This is a genomic window from Pseudoalteromonas sp. LC2018020214, assembly GCF_016598755.1.
In the GTDB taxonomy this organism is placed as follows: Bacteria; Pseudomonadota; Gammaproteobacteria; order Enterobacterales; family Alteromonadaceae; genus Pseudoalteromonas; species Pseudoalteromonas distincta.
In genome coordinates this window covers 99,905-119,588 of the sequence record NZ_CP066805.1, presented here as the reverse complement: position 1 = coordinate 119,588, position 19,684 = coordinate 99,905, and the positions used below count along the sequence as shown (strand labels likewise).

Annotated in this window: 16 protein-coding genes and 1 pseudogene; 13 read left to right on the top strand and 4 right to left on the bottom strand. The window is 38.4% G+C overall.

All coding sequences use genetic code 11. The features are described from left to right. Positions 1-3: 3 nt before the first annotated feature. Positions 4-708: a septum site-determining protein MinC gene (gene minC / locus JG479_RS17030; protein WP_024596847.1), complete on the bottom strand. Its 705-nt coding sequence runs from the start codon at positions 706-708 to the stop codon at positions 4-6. Between the two features lie 155 nt (positions 709-863). On the opposite strand from minC, the gene JG479_RS17025 reads away from it, so the two are divergent. Both JG479_RS17025 and JG479_RS17020 read left to right on the top strand, forming a co-directional pair. Beyond that, entirely contained in the window at positions 864-1,151 is a 288-nt protein-coding gene (locus tag JG479_RS17025) for a YcgL domain-containing protein (protein WP_008134235.1), read from the top strand. Next, positions 1,144-2,160 carry a lytic murein transglycosylase gene (locus tag JG479_RS17020; RefSeq protein WP_004334714.1) on the top strand — a complete coding sequence of 339 codons (1,017 nt, stop codon included), beginning with the start codon at positions 1,144-1,146 and terminating at the stop codon, positions 2,158-2,160. Before JG479_RS17025 ends, JG479_RS17020 begins: the two co-directional genes overlap by 8 nt. A gap of 40 nt (positions 2,161-2,200) precedes the next feature. Here the strand turns inward: JG479_RS17020 and JG479_RS17015 are convergent, their stop codons facing one another. Beyond that, positions 2,201-2,746, bottom strand: coding sequence for a GbsR/MarR family transcriptional regulator (locus JG479_RS17015; RefSeq protein ID WP_024596846.1), 546 nt, complete (start codon positions 2,744-2,746; stop codon positions 2,201-2,203). A gap of 206 nt (positions 2,747-2,952) precedes the next feature. Between JG479_RS17015 and adhP the strand changes: the two genes are divergently transcribed. Next, complete coding sequence (gene adhP / locus JG479_RS17010) at positions 2,953-3,963, top strand: alcohol dehydrogenase AdhP (RefSeq protein ID WP_200220559.1); 1,011 nt, start codon at positions 2,953-2,955, stop codon at positions 3,961-3,963. Positions 3,964-4,091: 128 nt separating this feature from the next. Here the strand turns inward: adhP and JG479_RS17005 are convergent, their stop codons facing one another. Continuing rightward, positions 4,092-6,512 (bottom strand): TonB-dependent receptor, encoded by a 2,421-nt coding sequence (locus JG479_RS17005; RefSeq protein WP_138490081.1) that lies wholly within the window; start codon positions 6,510-6,512, stop codon positions 4,092-4,094. A 218-nt stretch (positions 6,513-6,730) separates the two neighbouring features. Further along, a complete protein-coding gene (locus tag JG479_RS17000) occupies positions 6,731-8,008 on the bottom strand; it encodes a Xaa-Pro dipeptidase (RefSeq protein ID WP_039487723.1) in 1,278 nt (425 codons plus the stop codon). Positions 8,009-8,162: 154 nt separating this feature from the next. Here JG479_RS17000 and JG479_RS16995 point away from each other — a divergent pair, with 154 nt between their 5' ends. From JG479_RS16995 to JG479_RS16950, 10 genes and pseudogenes are all read left to right on the top strand, one after another. Further along, positions 8,163-10,004, top strand: coding sequence for a DUF885 domain-containing protein (locus JG479_RS16995; protein WP_200220558.1), 1,842 nt, complete (start codon positions 8,163-8,165; stop codon positions 10,002-10,004). Positions 10,005-10,101: 97 nt separating this feature from the next. Continuing rightward, positions 10,102-10,614, top strand: a complete 513-nt coding sequence (locus JG479_RS16990; RefSeq protein ID WP_004334734.1) for a YcgN family cysteine cluster protein — start codon at positions 10,102-10,104, stop codon at positions 10,612-10,614. Further along, positions 10,614-11,126: an RNA methyltransferase gene (locus JG479_RS16985; RefSeq protein WP_182196279.1), complete on the top strand. Its 513-nt coding sequence runs from the start codon at positions 10,614-10,616 to the stop codon at positions 11,124-11,126. Before JG479_RS16990 ends, JG479_RS16985 begins: the two co-directional genes overlap by 1 nt. Before the next feature lie 78 nt (positions 11,127-11,204). Next, entirely contained in the window at positions 11,205-12,095 is an 891-nt protein-coding gene (locus JG479_RS16980; protein WP_149603708.1) for a substrate-binding periplasmic protein, read from the top strand. Between the two features lie 88 nt (positions 12,096-12,183). Continuing rightward, entirely contained in the window at positions 12,184-13,440 is a 1,257-nt protein-coding gene (locus JG479_RS16975) for a sugar MFS transporter (protein ID WP_138490084.1), read from the top strand. Positions 13,441-13,696: 256 nt separating this feature from the next. Further along, positions 13,697-15,586 (top strand): methyl-accepting chemotaxis protein, encoded by a 1,890-nt coding sequence (locus JG479_RS16970; RefSeq protein WP_200220557.1) that lies wholly within the window; start codon positions 13,697-13,699, stop codon positions 15,584-15,586. 5 nt (positions 15,587-15,591) lie between these two features. Continuing rightward, positions 15,592-16,673 (top strand): annotated as a pseudogene (locus JG479_RS16965) (GGDEF domain-containing protein). 13 nt (positions 16,674-16,686) lie between these two features. Beyond that, entirely contained in the window at positions 16,687-17,301 is a 615-nt protein-coding gene (locus JG479_RS16960) for a DsbA family protein (protein ID WP_200220556.1), read from the top strand. A gap of 250 nt (positions 17,302-17,551) precedes the next feature. Next, the gene (locus JG479_RS16955; RefSeq protein ID WP_004334751.1) at positions 17,552-18,304 is read left to right on the top strand and encodes a DUF3450 domain-containing protein; all 753 of its coding nucleotides are present in this window, start codon (positions 17,552-17,554) and stop codon (positions 18,302-18,304) included. A 10-nt stretch (positions 18,305-18,314) separates the two neighbouring features. Beyond that, positions 18,315-19,682: a MotA/TolQ/ExbB proton channel family protein gene (locus JG479_RS16950; protein WP_200220555.1), complete on the top strand. Its 1,368-nt coding sequence runs from the start codon at positions 18,315-18,317 to the stop codon at positions 19,680-19,682. Positions 19,683-19,684 lie beyond the last annotated feature (2 nt).

Here is a 19,684-nt window from a genome sequence, read left to right as displayed (position 1 = left end):
GATTTATCCTTTAACCAAAGCTGAAATTTCTAATGATTCGTCTTTTTGTTGTATTTGCACTGCATTTCCCCAATGTTCACCTTGTAGCGAATCACTGATCCAGTAGTTACCATCTATTGAAACCAGCTCGGCTTCAAGTTTTTGGCAAAAAATGTGTGCTTCTTTAAAACCTTTTGCGCCTGCAATAGCGCGACCGCGTAGCGTGCCATAAATATGCACATTCCCATCGGCAATGACTTCCGCACCATGACTAACTGCGCCAAGTACTATCAAATCTCTATCTTTTGCATAAACTTGTTGTCCAGAGCGAACTGTACCGCTGATAATTTGCGCTGGTAAATGCACCGTTTTTTCTACAATCGATGTATTGGGCTCTTGTTTAACAGGTTCGCTCTTAACGTCTTGTGAATAATTTAAAACAGATAAGCCAGCGGCCTTTGCTTGAGTATGTTGCTCATCTGAGCCATTACACACACCAACCGCATTAAAACTCATTCGCTCGATTAATGATTTTAAGTGAACAAAATCAAGTGAACTGTTTTTAATTTCTATTAAATTAACGACAATAGGCGCACCCTCAAAAAACTTAGGGGCCTGGGCTATTTTTACATACAGTTGTTCTGCTAAAAGGTTTATATCAGTACTATAAAGATGCAAAACTGATAACGTAAAAAGATTCCCTTTTAACTCAAAAATTTGGTCCGACATACACGCTCAATTGATTTGTCTGATTAGAAATTAATTTTAGATAAACGTAGGCTGAATAGGGCCTTTATTGAAATTTCTAATCTAATTTTTCTAACTTATTATTACTCTCATGTTATAGTGTGCGGCATTGTTAAGCAAGAATTTATAGGGCCATAATGCTCACTGCAGTATATAAAAGTAAGAAAAAAGCGGATACGTTCTTATTTGTTGAAAAAAGAGATGATTTTAGTAAAGTTCCGGAACCTTTGATGACCATGTTTGGTCAACCTGTTTATGTGATGATCATCAATTTAGCAAAACGTGAGCATTTAGGTGGGGCAGATTTAGAAACTGTAAAGGCAGCGTTATCAAACCCTGATAAAGGCTACTACTTACAAATTCCACCACCTGAGCAAAATTTGCTAAGCCAATTACGAAAAGACAATGGAGTTGATAGTGATTAAAAAACTTATCGTTATATTATGTGGTGTATGCTTAAGCTCACCTGTTATGGCAAAAACTCAGGCTGAATTTCAAGATTATTTAGCGAATTTAAAGCAAGAAGCTATCGCAAAAGGTTACGAAGCCAAACTTATTGACGATGCGTTTGCAACAGCAACGTATAAAGAAAAAGTGGTTTCGGCTGACAAAAACCAGCCAGAAGTAAAAGAAACCCTTGAAACATATTTACCAAAACGTGTACCACAATGGAAAATTGACCGCGCACGTAAGCTTTACGCAGAAAACAAAGAGGTACTTGAAAAAGTAGCGAAAGAGTTTGGCGTACAAGCACGCTTTATAGTCGCGCTTTGGGGACTTGAAAGTAACTTTGGTACAATTCAAGGCGGTCATAACGTTATTTCATCATTAGTGACACTTGCTTTTGATGGACGCCGAGAAGCACTTTATAAGCGCCAACTTTGGGCTGCACTGGATATTTTAAAGTCGGGCCACATAACGCTTGATAAATTTAAAGGCTCTTGGGCAGGCGCAATGGGGCAAACGCAATTTATGCCTACCTCTTTTAATGCTTATGCGGTTGATTACAATAACGATGGTCGTAAAGATATTTGGACTACAAAAGAAGATGCTTTTGCCTCAATTGCTAATTATCTAAAGCAGGAAGGCTGGAACGACTCTCTTACGTGGGGTCGCCAAGTTCAGTTACCTGAAAACTTTGATAGTAAATACGTGTTAGTGCGTGGTACAAAAACTCGCAAGCAGTGGTTAGAATATTGGAATGACTCAGAGCGCTCATTAGCTGATTGGCAAGCACTGGGTGTTCGTAAAGCTGATGGTTCTGATTTACCTAATGTAGACGTACGTGCTGCGCTGGTTATGCCTGATGATATAAATGGCCGTATGTACTTAGCGTACGATAACTACAAAGTGTTTATGCATTGGAATCGCTCGTATTACTTTGCTACTAGTGTAGGTTATTTGTCGGATAGAATTGGTTACCCAAAAATCTAATTTTTAAAATATACCTATAAATAAAGCCGCAATTGCGGCTTTATTCTTTTTTGAATATCTTTTCTTTTAGGTCAATAACTTTACCAATTCCAGAACCTAGCTTCATTAGCTTATTAAGTTGCTCTGGCGTTAAACGCTGTAGTTCTGATGACCATTTAGTGACGGTTTCAAGTAGGTTGTGAATCTCACCCATTTGTTTTTGTGCGTAAAGTTCATCGTCGTTACTGGCTTCGTCTAATAAGTTATCGCGTAGTAGCGTTAAGGTGGGCTCAATTTCGCGTTTTTTACGTTCTTCAAATACGCGATTTGCCATATCCCAAATATCGCCAGCAGGGGCGTAGTACTCTTTACGATCGCCAGGAATATGCTGTACTTTAATTAACTGCCACGATTGCAGCTCTTTAATGCCCATACTTACATTACCGCGAGAAATACTAAGCGCATCTGCAATCTCATTAGCTGTCATTGGGTTTTTAGTAATAATCAGCAAACCACACATTTGTCCGATCGTACGATTGAATCCCCAGCGGCTGCCCATCTCACCACAATGCATTACAAAGGCAAAATTCTTTTCGGATAAACTCATAGCTTAGTAACTTTCAGTAATTTCAGAAAGTAAATGCTAGCACGCTCATTATGGATAGCAAGTTCTTAGCAGGCTTATAGGTTAATTTAAATGACTAAAACATGATTTAGATTAATATTTATACATCTATATTAGGATATGTTGTACACAACAATACGTAAATAAATCCTTATTTTTAATTTTTTTTCACATACGATGGAATGACTATGAAAGCTGCAATTAATACTCAATACAAAGGTAAATTAGAAATAACAGACCAACCAATTCCTGAGGTGGGAATAAACGATGTTTTAGTAAAAATAGCGGCCTGTGGTGTTTGCCATACAGATTTACATGCCTGTCATGGGGATTGGCCAGTAAAACCAAAAATGCCATTAGTACCAGGGCATGAAGGTGTCGGTGTTATCGAAAAAGTCGGAAGCAATATAAAACACTTAGAAGTTGGCGATAGAGTGGGTATTCCTTGGCTCTATAGTGCATGTGGGCACTGTGAGTTTTGCCTAGATGGCAAAGAAACACTGTGTTTATCGCAGCACAATACTGGCTATTCTATTGACGGTAGTTATGCAGAATATTGTTTAGCGCATGGCGACTACGTTGTAAAAATACCAGAAGAACTCGGTTTTTCTGAGGCTGCTCCATTATTTTGTGCAGGTGTTACAACCTATAAAGCATTAAAAGTATCCGGTGCTAAACCAGGGCAGTGGGTTGCTATTGTTGGTGTGGGCGGGCTTGGTCATTTAGCAGTACAGTACGCTAAAGCAATGGGTTTTAATGTAATAGCTGTTGATACAGGTAAAGAAAAACTCGCGCTTGCTAAAGAGCTAGGCGCAGATATAACACTCGATTTTAAAGAGGTGGTTCCAAGCGAAGCTATTTTTGAACAAGTAGGTGGCGCGCATGGTGTTGTGTGTACTGCGGTGTCTAAAGCGGGGTTTGAACAAGCCTATAAAAGTGTACGCCGTGGCGGTAAATGCGTATTAGTGGGATTACCTGCAGAGGATATGCCACTTCCTATTTTTGATACTGTCCTTAATGGTGTGTCAGTAGTTGGCTCTATTGTTGGTACACGTAAAGATTTGCAAGAATGCTTGGAATTTGCCGCTCAAGGTAAAGTAAAAGCAATTATTGAAGAAAAGCGTTTAGAGGACATTAACGAAATTTTTGATGATATGCTCAAAGGTGAAATTAACGGTCGCATAGTGGTTACTATTTAATTTAGATTAAGCGTTTATAAAACACAAAAAAGCACGGCTTCTAAATTAGAAAACCGTGCTTTTTAAGTATTTAACTAACCAGAGCTCTGCTTGAGATAGATTTATTATCCAAAGTTCAGGTTAACAAGTTAAAGAGTGTAACTAAAACTTAGTTTTGCATTACGCTCTTCCCCTGGCATACCACCTAAAAACATCGCTTTTGAATAATACTTTTTGTTGAACAAGTTATTTAAGTTTAACTGCATATGCCATTTATCAGTTGTATACGATACAGCTGTATCGTAAGTCGTATAACTTGGTACATAACCATCAGGAATCGAGAATGAACTTGAATTAGTACTTCTGTTATCTACAAATGTAATACCACCACTTATATTTACAGCTTCAGGTAAGTTAAACATATCTGCGTAGTAGGTTACCCACGTACTTGCTGTTACGTAAGGCACACCTTTTTGGCGTGTGTCGTAACTACTGCTGTTAGGATTACTTTTGTCACGTGCATCTTGATAAATACCATTTACGTTTACTTTCCATTTATCGTTCAAGTAAGCATTTAAATCAAGCTCAACACCTTTTGTTTGCTCTTTACCATCATAATAGCTTTCAGGTACATCTGAGCTTGATGTTAAAGCGTCATAAAGCGGGTTTGCGTATTCTAAATTAGTACGAGAGCTTTCAAATATAACAACAGATGCTAGTAGTTGGTCATCAAATGCTTTAAATCTAAAGCCTAGGTCGTTACTTATAGACTCTGAATCTTCTCGGTCAGCTTCGTTACCTGCCACAGAGCCTAATACACTATACGCTGTACGTCCTTTTGAATGATTTACAAATACAGATAAATCTTCAGATGGCTGATACGTTGCACCAAGGTTATACGTTAAGCCAGAATCTGATGTACTCGCTTCAGGTGTTGGCTCTGCACGGCTAGAACTGTAACGCTCATCAACACCAAAGTGCTCATAAGTTTGCTCAATTCGGTTATATGCCACACCAATACGCGTTGTAAGTTCTTCAGTTATGTAACCAACATGTTGAATGCCTAAGCCCCATGCTTGTACTTTTTTATTGTAGTCACTTGTTTTAAGCGGATCGTAATCTTCAAAGTTACCGGTTGGCCAATTTGGTTCTCTTATATCGTAAATATACGGCAAAGAACCTTGGTACGTTACATCACCATCATTGTTTGTGAGTACGTAATCTTGATCCCATATTGAGAATTGTTTAAAACGAATATCTCTATCTTCGTAGTTGGCGTTAACAAGCAATTCGTTATCTACGTCGCCTAGCATAAAGTCGTAACGTAAATCTAAGAAGTACTGCCATGATTTTTCATCTGCTTCTACTTGGCGGTATTCTTGGCGGCGTGCTGCATACGGGTAAAGTACACCGTCTTCAACTAATGGAGCACGAGGGTCGTTATTAATTATTCCATCGCGTGTTGAATAGACGTAGTTATATGCCCCTGTTTGGCGCGCAAAACTTGATGTGTAGTTACGGTACTGTAGCTGCTGGTTTAAAAACAAATCGTCAGTAATGTAATAGTTATGCGTTAATTTAAAACGCAACTCTTCACCTTCGTTAGCATCAGCCATTGGTGAAATAATACCATTTGTGCCAAAGCTATAAGGTGTTAAGCCATCAGATGCTGATAATGAATTAGCAAGTTGGTCGCGTTGTGCATCACTTAACTGTACGCCGCTTCCTGTTGGATCGTTTACTAAATCGGCACCGGTTACTTCACCCGCGCTTAAACCATTTGCAGTTTCTGCATTGTAAATACGAATAGGGTGACCAATAGAATCAACCGCTATTTCATCTTTTATATAGGCTGCAGAAAGCATGATGTTTTGTCTGTCATTAAGCACGTATTTAAGTGAGGTATAAATTTCGTCGCGATCTTCTTTTAAATCGCGAAATCCGTCACTTGACGCTGTTTTAGCCATAACACGATAAGCTAAATCATCTGTTATAGCGTTAGTGCTATCAAACGATAATGAATAGCTATCCCACTGGCCAAGCTCAGCCGATACTTTGTGTTTTTCTTCAAACTCTGGCTTTTTTTCAATTAGGTTTATTACGCCACCTGCGCTACCAATGCCATATAAACCTGTTGCAGGGCCTTTTAAAACCTCAACAGATTCAACATTTGTAAGTGAACGAGTTGGGTTAAATGTATTACCCAGGCCTGCACCACCATACATACCATCGTAGGTGTAGTTTGCATCTAAACCACGAATTACTAAGTTATCACCAATACCGTAATTATTACCTGCTTGTGTTAAGCCACTTACGTTTCTAACTAAATCTTGTAAGCTATCTACACCTTGAGATTCAATCAGTTCTCGGTCAATAATTACAACCGGTGCAGGTGTTTCCATTAAAGACATGTCTGATTTAGTAGCAAGACCAGAGCTCATCACCACGCGGTTTTGCTTTTCGTATACGCTGATGCGTTCAATATCAGCATCAACTTGTGTATTTTGGGCAAATGCCATATTTGCATTTAAACAAGCAAGAGTAATAAGAGAGTACTTAAACGTTTTCATAGAGTGATAACTATTCGCGTTATTGAATTTGCGCGAATGATAATGGTTATTGTTTTTAAAGTGAATAGAAAGTTCATTTTATTTGATTAAATAAAACTGTTCGGATAATTAATAGACAAAAGCGAGTCTAATAGGGGGGCGGTGACCCTTTTATGGCATATTCAATATGGGTGAGAGTTTTATTAAGGCTGAGTAAACTCAGCCTTAATAGCGTGTATTTACAACTGGTTTTTATAAACAACACCTGCTTTCATTACAAAAGGTACTGCCTCTAAGGTTTTAATACTTTTAAGAGGATTTGCTTTTACCGCAATTATATCAGCTGCAAATCCGGTTTTAATTTGTCCTAACTGAGTATCCATTTTTAATAACTTAGCGCTATTAATAGTTGATGCTTGAATGGCTTGTAGTTCTGTCATGCCAAATTCAACCATGCGGCTAAACTGTTTTGCATTATCTCCGTGCGGGTAAATTGCTGCATCGGTACCGAACACCATTTTAACACCCGCTTTTACAGCACGGCTAAAGCTATCACGTTGCCTTTTAGAAACTTGGCGCTCTTTATTTAGGTTTTCTTCGTCTACGCCGTTTTGCTCGCCATAAGTGAGCGTATATTCGGTATTATAAATATCCATAGAAAGCCAAGTTCCATGCTCTTTGGCAAGCGCTATGGCCTCGTCATCTAAAAAGCTGGCGTGCTCTACGCTATCAACACCCGCTTTAATGGCCGTTTTAATCCCGCTTGTGCCGTGTGCATGAGCAGCTACTGGTAAATCTCGCATATGGGCTTCATCAACAATGGCTTTCATTTCTTCAAAAGAATACTGCTGTGCACCTACTTTAGTCCCTTTAGAAAATACTCCACCTGTGGCGCAAAACTTAATAGCATTTGCCCCGTATTTAATATTTTCGCGTACTTTTATACGCGCAGCCCATGGACCGTCTGCGACGCCACTTGAAGTATATTTAAGCTCAGGAGGTAATCGGTTGTTATCACAGTGCCCGCCAGTAATGCCGAGTGATGGGCCTGCAGCCCAAATACGAGGGCCAACTATGTCACCCGCATTTATGCCGTCACGCACGGCTATGACGCTGTAACCTTCTGCACCAACATTACGTACTGTTGTAAATCCAGCTTCTAAGGTTTTTTTAGCAAAATGAGCTGCTTTAATCGCCATTCTAGGAACTGACTGGCCTAAACGTTCACTGCGCGGCACCGTAGGGTCACTCGTTAAATGCACATGCATATCCATTAAACCTGGCATAAGGGTTAAATCAGGGAGTTGAATGTGTTTATCATCTTTAGTCAGCGTTGGTTTTTTATTTTGTTCAATGTTTGTAATTACGCCATCATCAATAGTAATTAAGGGTGATTTAATGAGCTTGCCATCTTTAACATCAACCATGGCTTTAGCCGATAGGTATGTAACTGCATGGGTATTAAAAGCGGTTAAGCAAAGTAAGGCAATAGAGGTGCTGAGTAGTTGTTTTTTCATTTTATTTTTCTTTTAAATCATATTTTAATTAATAGAAATGTAACAAGTTCAGATAAAAGTGCAAATTTAATACGATGAATGCAATCTATCGTAATTTCTTTATTAAGCACGGTTTAATGCGCATAATTAAAAAACGATATTAAAAAGGATTATCATGAAATCAATTAAATTAGCATTAGTTGCCAGTGGCGTTATGTTTGCTTTAAGTGGCTGTATGAATACTGAGCTTAGTACACAGACTAATACCAGTACACAGTTAAACACAGTTAACGCATCAGCAGGTATTGTTTCAGAGCTTTCAACAGAGCAACAACTCGATGTACTTGTTGCACAGTATTACGATGAATCGCTCATATATAGCCCCATCAGCGCAACGTACAATGGTCGTAATGAGTTTAACAATCAATTCACGCCTGTGATTTCAAAAGAAAATAGAGCTAAAAAAGCCGCTTTTTATAAAAAATATCAACAGCGATTAAACTTTATAGATAAAGCACAGTTAACAGGGCAATCGCTTTTAAGTTTTGAAATATTAGAGCGTGACCTTGCACTTAAATTAGAAGGCATGCAGTTTCCTGATTATTTACTACCAATAAATCAAATGGCGGGTGCACATAACACCTTTGCAGGTTTTGGTTCAGGTCAAAGTGCTCAGCCGTTTAATACCGTTGAAGATTACACCGCTTTTATCTCGCGTAGCGAAGGTTTTGTAAAGTGGCTTGCCAGTGTAGAGCGTTCAATGGCGCAAGGCATTAAACTAGGTATTACGTTACCAAAACCACTTGCTGAAAAATTACAGCCACAATTTGCAGCTCATGTAGTTAAAAATGCCGAAGATTCATTATTTTGGGGACCAATTAAAAAATTACCAGAATCGTTTAGCGCACAGCAAAAGCAAAAAATTACAGCGCAGTATCGTCAATTGATTATGCAGCACTTAGTACCGGCTTATAAAAGCATGAGTGACTTTTTAGCTAATCAGTATATTCCTAATAGTCGAGAAAGCGTAGGTTACAGTGACTTACCAAACGGTAAAGAGTGGTACGAATACCAAATTAAGAAAAACACAACGCTTAGCTTATCTGCAGACGAAATTCATGACATTGGTTTAAGTGAAGTGTCGCGCATTTTAAGCGAAATGAAAAAAGTAAAAGAAACCGTAGGCTTTAAAGGTGAGTTATCAGAATTTTTTGATCATTTACGTGATTCAGATGAATTTTACTACGACACGCCTGAGGAGTTAATTGCGGCATATGAAAACGTTAAGAAAAAAATAGATGCGCGTTTGCCTCTACTTTTTAACATAGCACCCAAAGCACCTTACGTTGTAAAAGCAGTTGAAGCCTACAGAGCGCAGTCGGCAGCAGGTGCATCCTATGCATCTCCGGCGCCTGATGGCTCTCGTCCTGGTATTTTTTATATCAATGCTTATAACTTAAAAGCGCAGCCTAAATTTTTACTCGAAACTTTATCGATTCACGAAGCAGCCCCGGGTCATCACTTTCAAATAGCACTTCAGCAAGAAATTGAGGGCTTACCTGATTTTCGTAAATTTGGTGGTTATACCGTGTTTGCAGAAGGTTGGGCGCTTTACGCAGAAAGCTTAGGCAAAGAGCTAGGCTTATTTACCGACCCTTATATGTGGTATGGACGTTTATCGGATGAGCAATTACGCGCAATGCGTTTAGTGCTTGATACCGGTTTTCATGCAAAAGGGTGGACGCGTCAGCAAGGTATAGATTACATGCTTGCAAATTCATCTATGGCCAAGAGTGATGTAATTGCAGAGGTTGAGCGATATATTGCATGGCCAGGACAAGCGCTTTCTTACAAGTTAGGGCAATTTAAAATTCAAGAATTACGTGATTTTTCTAAAAAACAACTGGGTGATAAATTTGATATTAAAGCGTTTCACACGCAAATATTAATTGATGGCGCATTGCCAATGCCAATTCTAGAGGAAAAAATTAAGCGTTGGGTTAAATCTCAAAGCTAATTTGTAGCGCAAAGCCAGTACTTTGAAAGGGTATTGGCTTTGCGCCATTTACAGCAATACGGTAGAATGCGCGCTCTTTAGGGGGCACGAGTAAACTATGTTTGATCAACAATTAGCAAATACACAATTTTGGCTTAAAAAAAGCTTAAGCGACATGAGTCAAAACGAATGGGAAGCCATTTGTGATGGATGCGGAAAATGTTGTTTAAATACGTTTATTGATAGCGAAGATGAAGACGAATTTACCGCCACCGATCAGTTACGCGAAGGTGAGCAATTAATATTTACTAATATTGTATGTCAGTATCTTGATAACAACACCTGTGGTTGTAGCGAATATGAAAACCGCCAAACGCTTGTTCCTTCTTGTGTAAAACTCACAAAAGAAAACCTTAAAGACATCTTTTTTATGCCACAAAGCTGCAGTTACCGTCGTTTACATGAAGGTCGTGGTTTGGCTTCTTGGCATCCGTTATTAAATAATGGTGATAAAACAAAGATGCATGAGCTAGGTATTTCTGTAAAAGACAAAACAGTAAAAGATTGCGATGTAAAGCTCGACGACTTTGATTTGTACATTGCAGAATGGCCAACAAAGGACGTAGATTAATGAGTAAACAACAAGCCGTAATTGGTTTAATCAATCCTAAAAGCCCGACTAATGTTGGCGGTGTATTGCGAGCAGCTGGCTGTTATGACGCTAAACAAGTTTTTTTTACAGGCAATCGCTACTTAAATGCCAAAAAATTCCATACAGATACAAAAAATGTAGTGGAGCGTATTCCTTTAACCGAAACAGATAATTTAGAAGCAATAAAGCCACAAGGCGCAAAGGTTGTGGTTATTGAGCTTATTGAAGGTGCAACACCTTTACCTGAGTTTAAACATCCTGAAAATGCATTTTATGTATTTGGGCCCGAAGATGGTTCTGTATCAAAAGACGTCTTAAAGTGGTGCGATGAGGTTGTTTATATTCCAACTATTGGCTGTATGAATTTAGCGGCAACCTGTAATGTAGTTTTGTATGACCGCTTGGCTAAATTAGGCGGCGTTGAGAGTAGTGACGATACTATTATTAGCTCTCGTGATACAAACAATAAAATGAGGTGGCAAAAAAGCTGATTAGTTAAGGTTTATTTGTGCAAAAGTGTTAGTAGTAGCTAAACTTAAAAACACTATTAATCACAAATAGATACTAAAATGCGCTGGTTTTATTTTATATTATTGCTAACAACTAGTAATAGTTTTGCTGAAACATCGGTTGAGTATTTTCAAAACGGTACTCAACACACTTTAAATGGGCATTCCCATAAATCAGGGGTGCTCTATGAAGCTAAAAACTCCAAACAAACACTTCATCTAGCCACACTCGATTGGCCTCCCTATATTGGTAATAATGTATGTAATAAAGGCTGGGTTTATCAATTTTCAATTGCCTTGTTAAATAGTAAGGGCTACAGCGTATATATTGAATTTTTGCCTTGGGCAAGAGCGGTAAGAAATGTAGAACTAGGCAGGGCTGACATACTAATGCCTGAATACTTTATAGAAGATACAGCCCCCTCCGATTACGTTGATGGTAAAACACGTCGAGAATTACTCGGCTTATCTAATTCGTTTAAAGGTGGCGAAATTGCTTTTTTAAAAAGGAAAGGCGATACAGACCATTTCACAGGAAACTTAAAATCACTTAAAGGGCAAAAAATTGGTGTTGTTCGAGGGTATCAAAATACGCCAGAGTTTGATGCCATGATGGACAATGGCGAGTTTGAAGTTATCACCTCTGTTGATGATTTACAGCTTGTTAAGCTACTGACTGCTAAACGTGTTGATTTGGTTATAGGCGATCCTCAAGCTTTGAAATCATCTGTGGCTTACTCCTCTTTAACTAAACCTGAAAAACAGTCTTTGCTTTCTTCCATTGAGCAAGAAAGCATTCCTTTGCAATATAACTCGTTATATTTTGCCATTAGTAAGCGTGCGCATAATTGGCTTTTAGTATTAGAGGATATAAACGAAGGGCTTTATCAGTTTAATAACAGTGGCGAAATTGACCGAATTATTAGTGCGACCAACACGCAATGTGAATAACGTTACTGGAACGTTCCATAAGTGCGCTGACTAATTTATATTTAAACATGTAAAATCGTTTTCAACTTGTTAATGGAGTGAAAACGACGTGAGTGAAATAAATACAAACCAATCATTCGCGGTCAACGAACAGCCAAATAAAAATTATCTGTTTCCACTGACTGCAATGACGACCCTATTTTTTTTATGGGGTTTTATTACTGTTTTAAACGATGTACTAATACCACGCTTAAAAGGCGTATTTGATTTGAGCTTTTTTGAAGCGATGCTAGTACAGTTTTGCTTTTTTGGGGCTTACTTTATTGTTTCTATTCCTGCGGGGCTTTTAGTTAAGCAATTTGGTTACAAAAAAGGGATTTTAACTGGTTTAATTGTGGCTTCAATGGGGTGTATGTTGTTTTACCCTGCTGTTGTAGTACATGAATATTGGCTATTTTTAGGCGCTTTATTTGTACTTGCTGCAGGCGTAACAGTACTTCAGGTTTCTGCCAATCCTTATGTTGCTGCTCTTGGCAGCGAAAAAACAGCTTCTTCTCGTCTAAATTTAGCACAAGCACTTAATGCGCTTGGTACTACCGTTGGGCCTTATGTTGGTGGTTTATTATTTTTCGGTACGGCAGGTAGTTTAGCCGCATCGGCAGCAACTGCTGAATCTGTAAAAGTGCCTTATTTAATGCTTGCGGGCGCTTTATTACTTATCGCTATTGTATTTGCCTTTATAAAGCTTCCAGAAATTGAAGCCCACAAAGAGGAAAATAATACAGCAATTGAATCTCGTTCGTTATTGCAAGCACCGCACTTAACTATGGGTGTACTTGCTATATTTTGCTACGTAGGCGGGGAAGTTGCCATTGGCAGCTTTTTAGTTAACTACTTTGGTGAGGCGCACATAGCAGGGCTTGAAGAGCATACTGCGGCCGCACTTATTAGTTATTACTGGGGCGGGGCAATGGTAGGGCGTTTTATAGGCTCTGTATTATTACAAAAGATTGCACCTTCTAAAGCTATAGCGTTTAATGCATTTAGTATTATTGCGCTATTATTGATCACTATTTTTACTCAAGGTGACGTAGCTTTATACTCAGTATTGGCTATTGGTTTATTTAACTCAATTATGTTCCCGACTATATTTTCAGTTGCAATCGAGCGACTAGGATCATTGACGAGCAAAGGTTCTGGCTGGTTATGTTTAGCAATTGTTGGTGGTGCACTTGTACCATTACTGCAAGGGTTTATAGCTGATACAGTAAATATACAGCAAAGCTTTTTTGTTCCAATGTTATGTTATGTATTTATTGCATGGTATGGTTTAAATGTTGTTCGCTTAGCAAATAAGTGGAAATAACAGACTATACAAGAGTGACTGAATACGTATTCAGTCACTTATAAAGCTACATTTAATAGGAACGTTCCATAAAAAATAAATCTAGTCATTAATTATTTTAATATTAGCCAGTTACCCACCAAAGCCTCTTGTTTTACAATCCTTTATTCTTATTTTTCATCAATAACCTAACTGTAAGTCTCTTTTACTAGGACATTTAGCTAAATTTTTGCTAAAACAGTAAGGCTAATAACGATAAATAATAAAAAGGATGTATATGCTTAACTCGTTGAAATTTACTTCCAAAGTGACTATTGCAGCCTCCTTAATTTTGGTTTTGGTGCTAGGGTTATTTACTTTTAATAACTACATTGCGATGCGCAAGCAAACCGAGCAGCAGTTAAGCCTGGTATTGCAACAAAATTCCGAATCTGTTTCACAAAATATAGCGAGTTGGTTAAATGCAAAGTTGGCGATTGTTATATCAATTGCTAAAACCCATAAAGCTAATGATTCTAAAGCACTCACCCTTTCACAATTAAATACAGCAGAGCTTGCTGGAAGCTTTAAAAATACGTATATAGGTAAATCCAGCGGCACGTTTATATTAAACGATCAATCAGTCGTTTTACCTCCAGATTTTGATGCGACTTCTCGCCCTTGGTATAAATTAGTCGAAAACAAATCAAATACCGCTTTTACAACTCCTTATATTGATGTAACCACTAACGAGCTTACAATTTCAGCGGTAGTACCCATACTCCAAAATGGTCAGTTTAGCGGCGTTGCAGGTGCCGATATTGATATGCAGACTGTGACAAAAATTATCAACGATATTGACTTTTTAGGACTCGGTTATGGTTTTTTACTCGATAATAAAGGCCAAGTGTTAAGCCATCCAAATGCTCAGTTAAACTTAAAAAATACATCAGACATATTTGGCACGAATACGCCTTTACAAAGTGAGTTTACCCAGTACGAGATAAACGGAGAGTCTAAGCTTATTTCGTTTACAAAAATTAGTGGTATTGAAAACGTAGATTGGTACCTAGGTGTTGTTATAAACAAAGATAAAGCGTATGCCAGTGTCTCTAATTTTGGCCAAACCGCAGCTGTTTTTATGGTGATAGGAATTATCACTATTATAATTATGATGCAGCTTTTATTACGCTATTTAATGCAGCCAATGAATCGTTTAAACGATGCTATTAAAGATATAGCACAAGGTGAGGGCGATTTAACAAGGCGTTTAACCGTTGAAAACGACGATGAATTTGGCGATTTAAGCTATTCATTTAATATTTTCATCGAAAAAATTCAGCATTCAATAGAACAAGTAAAAGAGTCTACAAAGCAATTAGATACAGCTATTGAGAGCTTGGTATCACAAACACATTCTTCGCTGTCTATGTATGATGATCAAAGTAAACGAACCGATAGCGTTGCAGCAGCTATCAACCAGTTTTCTGCCACATCAATGGATATTTCAAGTAATGCAGAGAGTGCATCGCAGCTTGCTAAAAATGCAGATGAACATTCAACACAAAACCAAGAAGCATTAAGCCACAGTGTTGCAACTATCCACCAGCTCTCGGGTAATATGGAAAAAGCTCAGCAAACTATAAACAGTTTAAATTCGCATACAGCCAGTATTGGCCAAGTGCTTGAAGTTATTAAAGGTGTAAGCGAGCAGACTAATTTATTGGCACTTAATGCCGCAATTGAGGCCGCTAGAGCAGGAGAGGCGGGACGCGGTTTTGCCGTTGTAGCAGATGAAGTTCGCCAATTAGCGCACCGCACTCAACAGTCAACGCAAGAGATTGAAGACACGGTTAGTCAGTTGCAAAAAGGCTCAAACCTTGCGGTAGAGCTTATGAAAACAAGCCTTGAAGGCAGTGAAAAAAGCGTGCAACAAGCCGATGCTGTTGGCAATTTAATGAGCCATGTTATACAAGCGATTCAACAAATTAACGATGCAAATCACTCTGTGGCCACTGCAACAGATGAGCAAAACCAAGTTGTTAAGTTATTAGATACAGATATTCAAACAATTAATTCGCTTTGTATACAAGGCAGGGCTAACTTAAATGACACGCTTGACGAATGTACCAAACTAAAACAACAGTTTAGTGCTTTAGAAAATATGGTTCAAAAGTTTAAAGTATAAAATTAATGACTAAAAAAAATGTGAATAAACCAAATTGGCTCAGTCTAATAAATATCGACAGTGTTTATAGCTCAGACATGCAACGCAAAGCGTTTTCTTTATTTACCATGATTGGGATTTCAATTGTGGTGATCGCAGTATTAGTGTTTTTTAATTATAAGCTTTATTCGCCACTACTGACCGCTTCATTAATTATCGTTAACATTACAAATATAAGCTGTTCTATCTATTTTATAAAAACGGGTAATCTGCAAGTTGTGGCATTAATAAGTATGAGCATTGTGTGCATGATGTTTGTTGCACTTGTTTATACCGGCGGTAAAGATAATACCGCGCTATATTGGCTAATGTTTTATCCTGTCGTAACGTTTGCATCTTTAGGGGTTAGATTAGGTGCTTGGTTAGGCTGTACCTTACTGTTTTCTTGTATTGTTATTTTATACGGCCCTGACTTTGGTCAAGTTAGCTATGGCAACGTAGAAAAAACACGTTTTATAGCGTCCTTTTCTATGGTGTTTTTATTCTCATTTATTGGTGAGTATTTTGGCATAAAAGCCACATGGCTATTGCCGATATTACGCTAGAGCAAAAACAAGATGCTTATACCGACCCCCTTACTGGTATAGCAAATAGGCGTTTTATTACCTCTCATTTTTTAAAGCTTGCTCAAACACGCCCAGAGCAGTACTTACCTTTTTCAATTTTGTTAATTGATTTAGATAATTTTAAATCTTTAAACGATACGCATGGCCACGATTTTGGTGATACGGTATTGATAGAATTTACCAAACTTCTTGAGTCTCAATTTTTGGCAACTGCGTTAAAGGCCCGTTATGGCGGTGAGGAATTTGTTGTTATTTTACCGCAGCTCACTGCCTCTGCAGCCACTGTAATTGCGAACAAATTTCGAGAAGCCGTGGCAGGGCATGTTATATTTACTGATGACAAGCAGCGTATTTCAATCACCTGTAGCATTGGTATTTCCCAAGTAAATAAAGTAACTGATTATGATTATTCATTAAAGCAAGCTGATGAAGCTCTTTATAGTGCAAAGGCTTCAGGTCGTAATAGTGTCGTCTCAAACTAGTTGAAGGATTAATATGTCTCAAAGTAAGTTAATATATGTTCATGACCCAATGTGTAGTTGGTGTTGGGGTTACTCACCAACCTGGCTTAAACTAAAATTAGAGCTTGCTGGTAAAGTGGCAATTGAATATAAGGTAGGTGGCCTAGCACCCGATAGCCAAGAGCCAATGCCACAAAATATGAAAGAGATGCTTGAGGGGACTTGGCATAAAATTTCAGCGCAGCTAGGTACGCAGTTTAATTATAACTTTTGGCGCAACTGCCAGCCAAGGCGTTCAACGTATCCCGCATGCAGAGCCGCTCTTATAGCGCGTAAAGCGGGTAAAGAAGCTCCAATGGTGGCTGCTATTCAACACGCTTATTACCTAAACGCACAAAACCCGTCTGATGAAAGTACATTAATTAGTTTGGCTGAAAAAATTGGCTTAAATAAAGATGAGTTTTCGGAGCAGCTAACATCAAGCGAGCTTAATGAGGAGCTCAAAGCGGAGTTATCCTTTGTTCGCACTTTACCAATTCAAGGTTTTCCCTCACTAGTGCTTATTAAAGATAATAAAGCTTACCCTATCGAAATAAATTATACCGATTGGCACTATTCCCTTAATCAAATTAATTCAATTTTGGATTAACCACCTTCTTGCATCTTCTTAATAGGGGTATTTGGCCAGCAAGTACCCTTATTCGCGTTAAAACCTCCTCGTAAGTCTTAATTGTTACCATTGTCATAAAAGCGACTTTTTTGCGCAACATCCTTGTCATGTTTCATCTATAAACTCCTGCTCATTGAATTATTAAGTCATAAATTATTTATATAACAAAGTTTATGACCTAAAAAAACAAACTAGCAAATCCGCTAACTAACGAGTAAAGGTGTATGCGATGAAAGGCGTTAAACCATTAATCTTAGCTGGTATTGTGGCCGCAAGTGCAGCAGTACACGCAAACGATTTAGATAAGGTTATTGATAAAAGCAGTGAAATTAATAAATCAGCTGCGCAATCACAAACAAAAATAGACAAGATTGCAGATTCAATGCAAGGACGTTTACAGCAATTTAAAACCCTCAATAAAGAGATTGATGGTTTAGCTGTATACAACGCCCAGCTAACTAAACAATTAAATAATCAAATAGAAGAGATGGAATCTTTAAACCTGTCAATGGATCAGGTTTCTATTATTGAACGTCAAATTACGCCGCTAATGCTTAGAATGATTGAAGGTCTTGAGCAGTTTGTATCTTTAGATATTCCATTTTTAGCTGATGAGCGCACTAAGCGCGTTACGTCTTTAAAAGAAATGATGAATCGTGCTGATATTAACTCAAGTGAAAAATTTCGTCGTGTACTTGAAGCGTATCAAGTAGAAGTAGACTACGGGCGCACTATTGAAGCTTATACCGCACTTTTAAATGTGGATGACAAAGAGCGTGAAGTTGATTTTTTACGCATTGGCCGTTTAGAGCTTATTTACTTAACACGCGATGGCAAAAAAGCAGGTAGTTGGAATGCAGATACAAAGTCATTTGAAGCATTACCAGACTCTACAATAAGCCAAATTAATAAAGGTTTACGCATTGCGCGTAAACAACTTGCCCCAGATATGTTAACTCTGCCAGTACATGCAGCAGAATAAGAGGTTGAAAATGAAATTGTTTACTCAAATGACAAAAATAGCTCTTTTTGCTGCAAGCCTAAGCATTACTGGTGCAAGTATAGCGGCAGAGCCAATGAACTTAGATTCATTACTTAAAACGCTCGAAAATGGTAAATCAGCTCAAAGCAAGCAAAATAAACAACGTGAACAAGAGTTTGCTGCTCGCCAAAACGAGCAAGTACAAACACTTAAAAATACCCAAGCAAAGCGCAATCAAATGCTGGTGGAATCTGAGCGTCTAGAAACGCAATTTGAAGAAAACGAAGTAAAACTTGCTAACTTAACAGACACGCTTTCTAAACGCATGGGTTCGCTTAAAGAGTTGTTTGGCGTTCTTCAGCAAGTTGCAGGGGATTCTAGTAATAAATTTGCGACATCAATAGTATCTGCTCAGATTGCTGGGCGCAGTACGTTTATGGATGACCTTGCTCAAAAGATGGGCTCAACTTCAAAACTTGCTTCAATAGAAGATATTGAAAAAGTATGGTTTGAATTACAACGCGAAATGACCGAGCAAGGTAAAGTAAGTCGTTTTAACGCAAGTGTTATTGTTGAAGGCGGTACTAAAGCACAGCAAGAAGTTGTGCGAGTCGGCGCATTTAACCTTATATCAAACGGTAAGTATTTAGAGTTTAACTCCTCGACTAATTCTTTGAGTGAATTAACACGCCAACCTGTATCGCGCTTTACTGCAACAGCAGAAGAGCTACAAAGCACTAAAAGTGGCGTGGTGCAATTTGCACTTGACCCAACAGGTGGCTCTATACTTGGTTTGTTAGTACAAGCACCGGATACCCAAGAGCGTGTTCACCAAGGTGGCACAGTGGGTTATGTGATTTTAGGCGTAGGTGTTATTGCACTTCTTATATCACTTGAGCGTTTTTTCTCATTATTGATTATGGGCGGTAAAATTCGTCGCCAGCTTAAAGATACAGTTGCACGTGATGACAATCCGCTTGGACGCGTAATGAAAGTAAAAGATCAATTTCCAAGTGTTTCACACGACACACTGGAGCTTAAATTAAGTGAAGCTATTTTACGTGAAATGCCAAAAGTGACGCGTAATTTAACACTTATCAAAATCATCTCTGTTGTTGCGCCGCTGTTAGGTTTACTAGGTACGGTAACCGGCATGATCAACACATTCCAAGCAATCACCTTATTTGGTACTGGGGATCCTAAGCTTATGGCGGGTGGTATTTCTCAAGCGCTAGTAACAACGGTATTGGGCTTAGTGGTCGCCATACCAACGGTATTTTTATACACCTTACTTAATACGCGCGCTAAAAATATCTTGTTAACTATTCAAGAGCAGAGCGCCGGTATTATTGCAGAGCGAAGCGAGAAGGGAGCATAAAC

Bases quoted from the DNA above. Each gene is read 5' to 3' on its own strand.
- minC (WP_024596847.1), bottom strand. From the start codon at position 708: ATGTCGGACCAAATTTTTGAGTTAAAAGGGAATCTTTTTACGTTATCA.
- JG479_RS17025 (WP_008134235.1), top strand. From the start codon at position 864: ATGCTCACTGCAGTATATAAAAGTAAGAAAAAAGCGGATACGTTCTTA.
- JG479_RS17015 (WP_024596846.1), bottom strand. From the start codon at position 2,746: ATGAGTTTATCCGAAAAGAATTTTGCCTTTGTAATGCATTGTGGTGAG.
- adhP (WP_200220559.1), top strand. From the start codon at position 2,953: ATGAAAGCTGCAATTAATACTCAATACAAAGGTAAATTAGAAATAACA.
- JG479_RS17005 (WP_138490081.1), bottom strand. From the start codon at position 6,512: ATGAAAACGTTTAAGTACTCTCTTATTACTCTTGCTTGTTTAAATGCA.
- JG479_RS17000 (WP_039487723.1), bottom strand. From the start codon at position 8,008: ATGAAAAAACAACTACTCAGCACCTCTATTGCCTTACTTTGCTTAACC.
- JG479_RS16995 (WP_200220558.1), top strand. From the start codon at position 8,163: ATGAAATCAATTAAATTAGCATTAGTTGCCAGTGGCGTTATGTTTGCT.
- JG479_RS16990 (WP_004334734.1), top strand. From the start codon at position 10,102: ATGTTTGATCAACAATTAGCAAATACACAATTTTGGCTTAAAAAAAGC.
- JG479_RS16985 (WP_182196279.1), top strand. From the start codon at position 10,614: ATGAGTAAACAACAAGCCGTAATTGGTTTAATCAATCCTAAAAGCCCG.
- JG479_RS16980 (WP_149603708.1), top strand. From the start codon at position 11,205: ATGCGCTGGTTTTATTTTATATTATTGCTAACAACTAGTAATAGTTTT.
- JG479_RS16970 (WP_200220557.1), top strand. From the start codon at position 13,697: ATGCTTAACTCGTTGAAATTTACTTCCAAAGTGACTATTGCAGCCTCC.
- JG479_RS16960 (WP_200220556.1), top strand. From the start codon at position 16,687: ATGTCTCAAAGTAAGTTAATATATGTTCATGACCCAATGTGTAGTTGG.
- JG479_RS16955 (WP_004334751.1), top strand. From the start codon at position 17,552: ATGAAAGGCGTTAAACCATTAATCTTAGCTGGTATTGTGGCCGCAAGT.
- JG479_RS16950 (WP_200220555.1), top strand. From the start codon at position 18,315: ATGAAATTGTTTACTCAAATGACAAAAATAGCTCTTTTTGCTGCAAGC.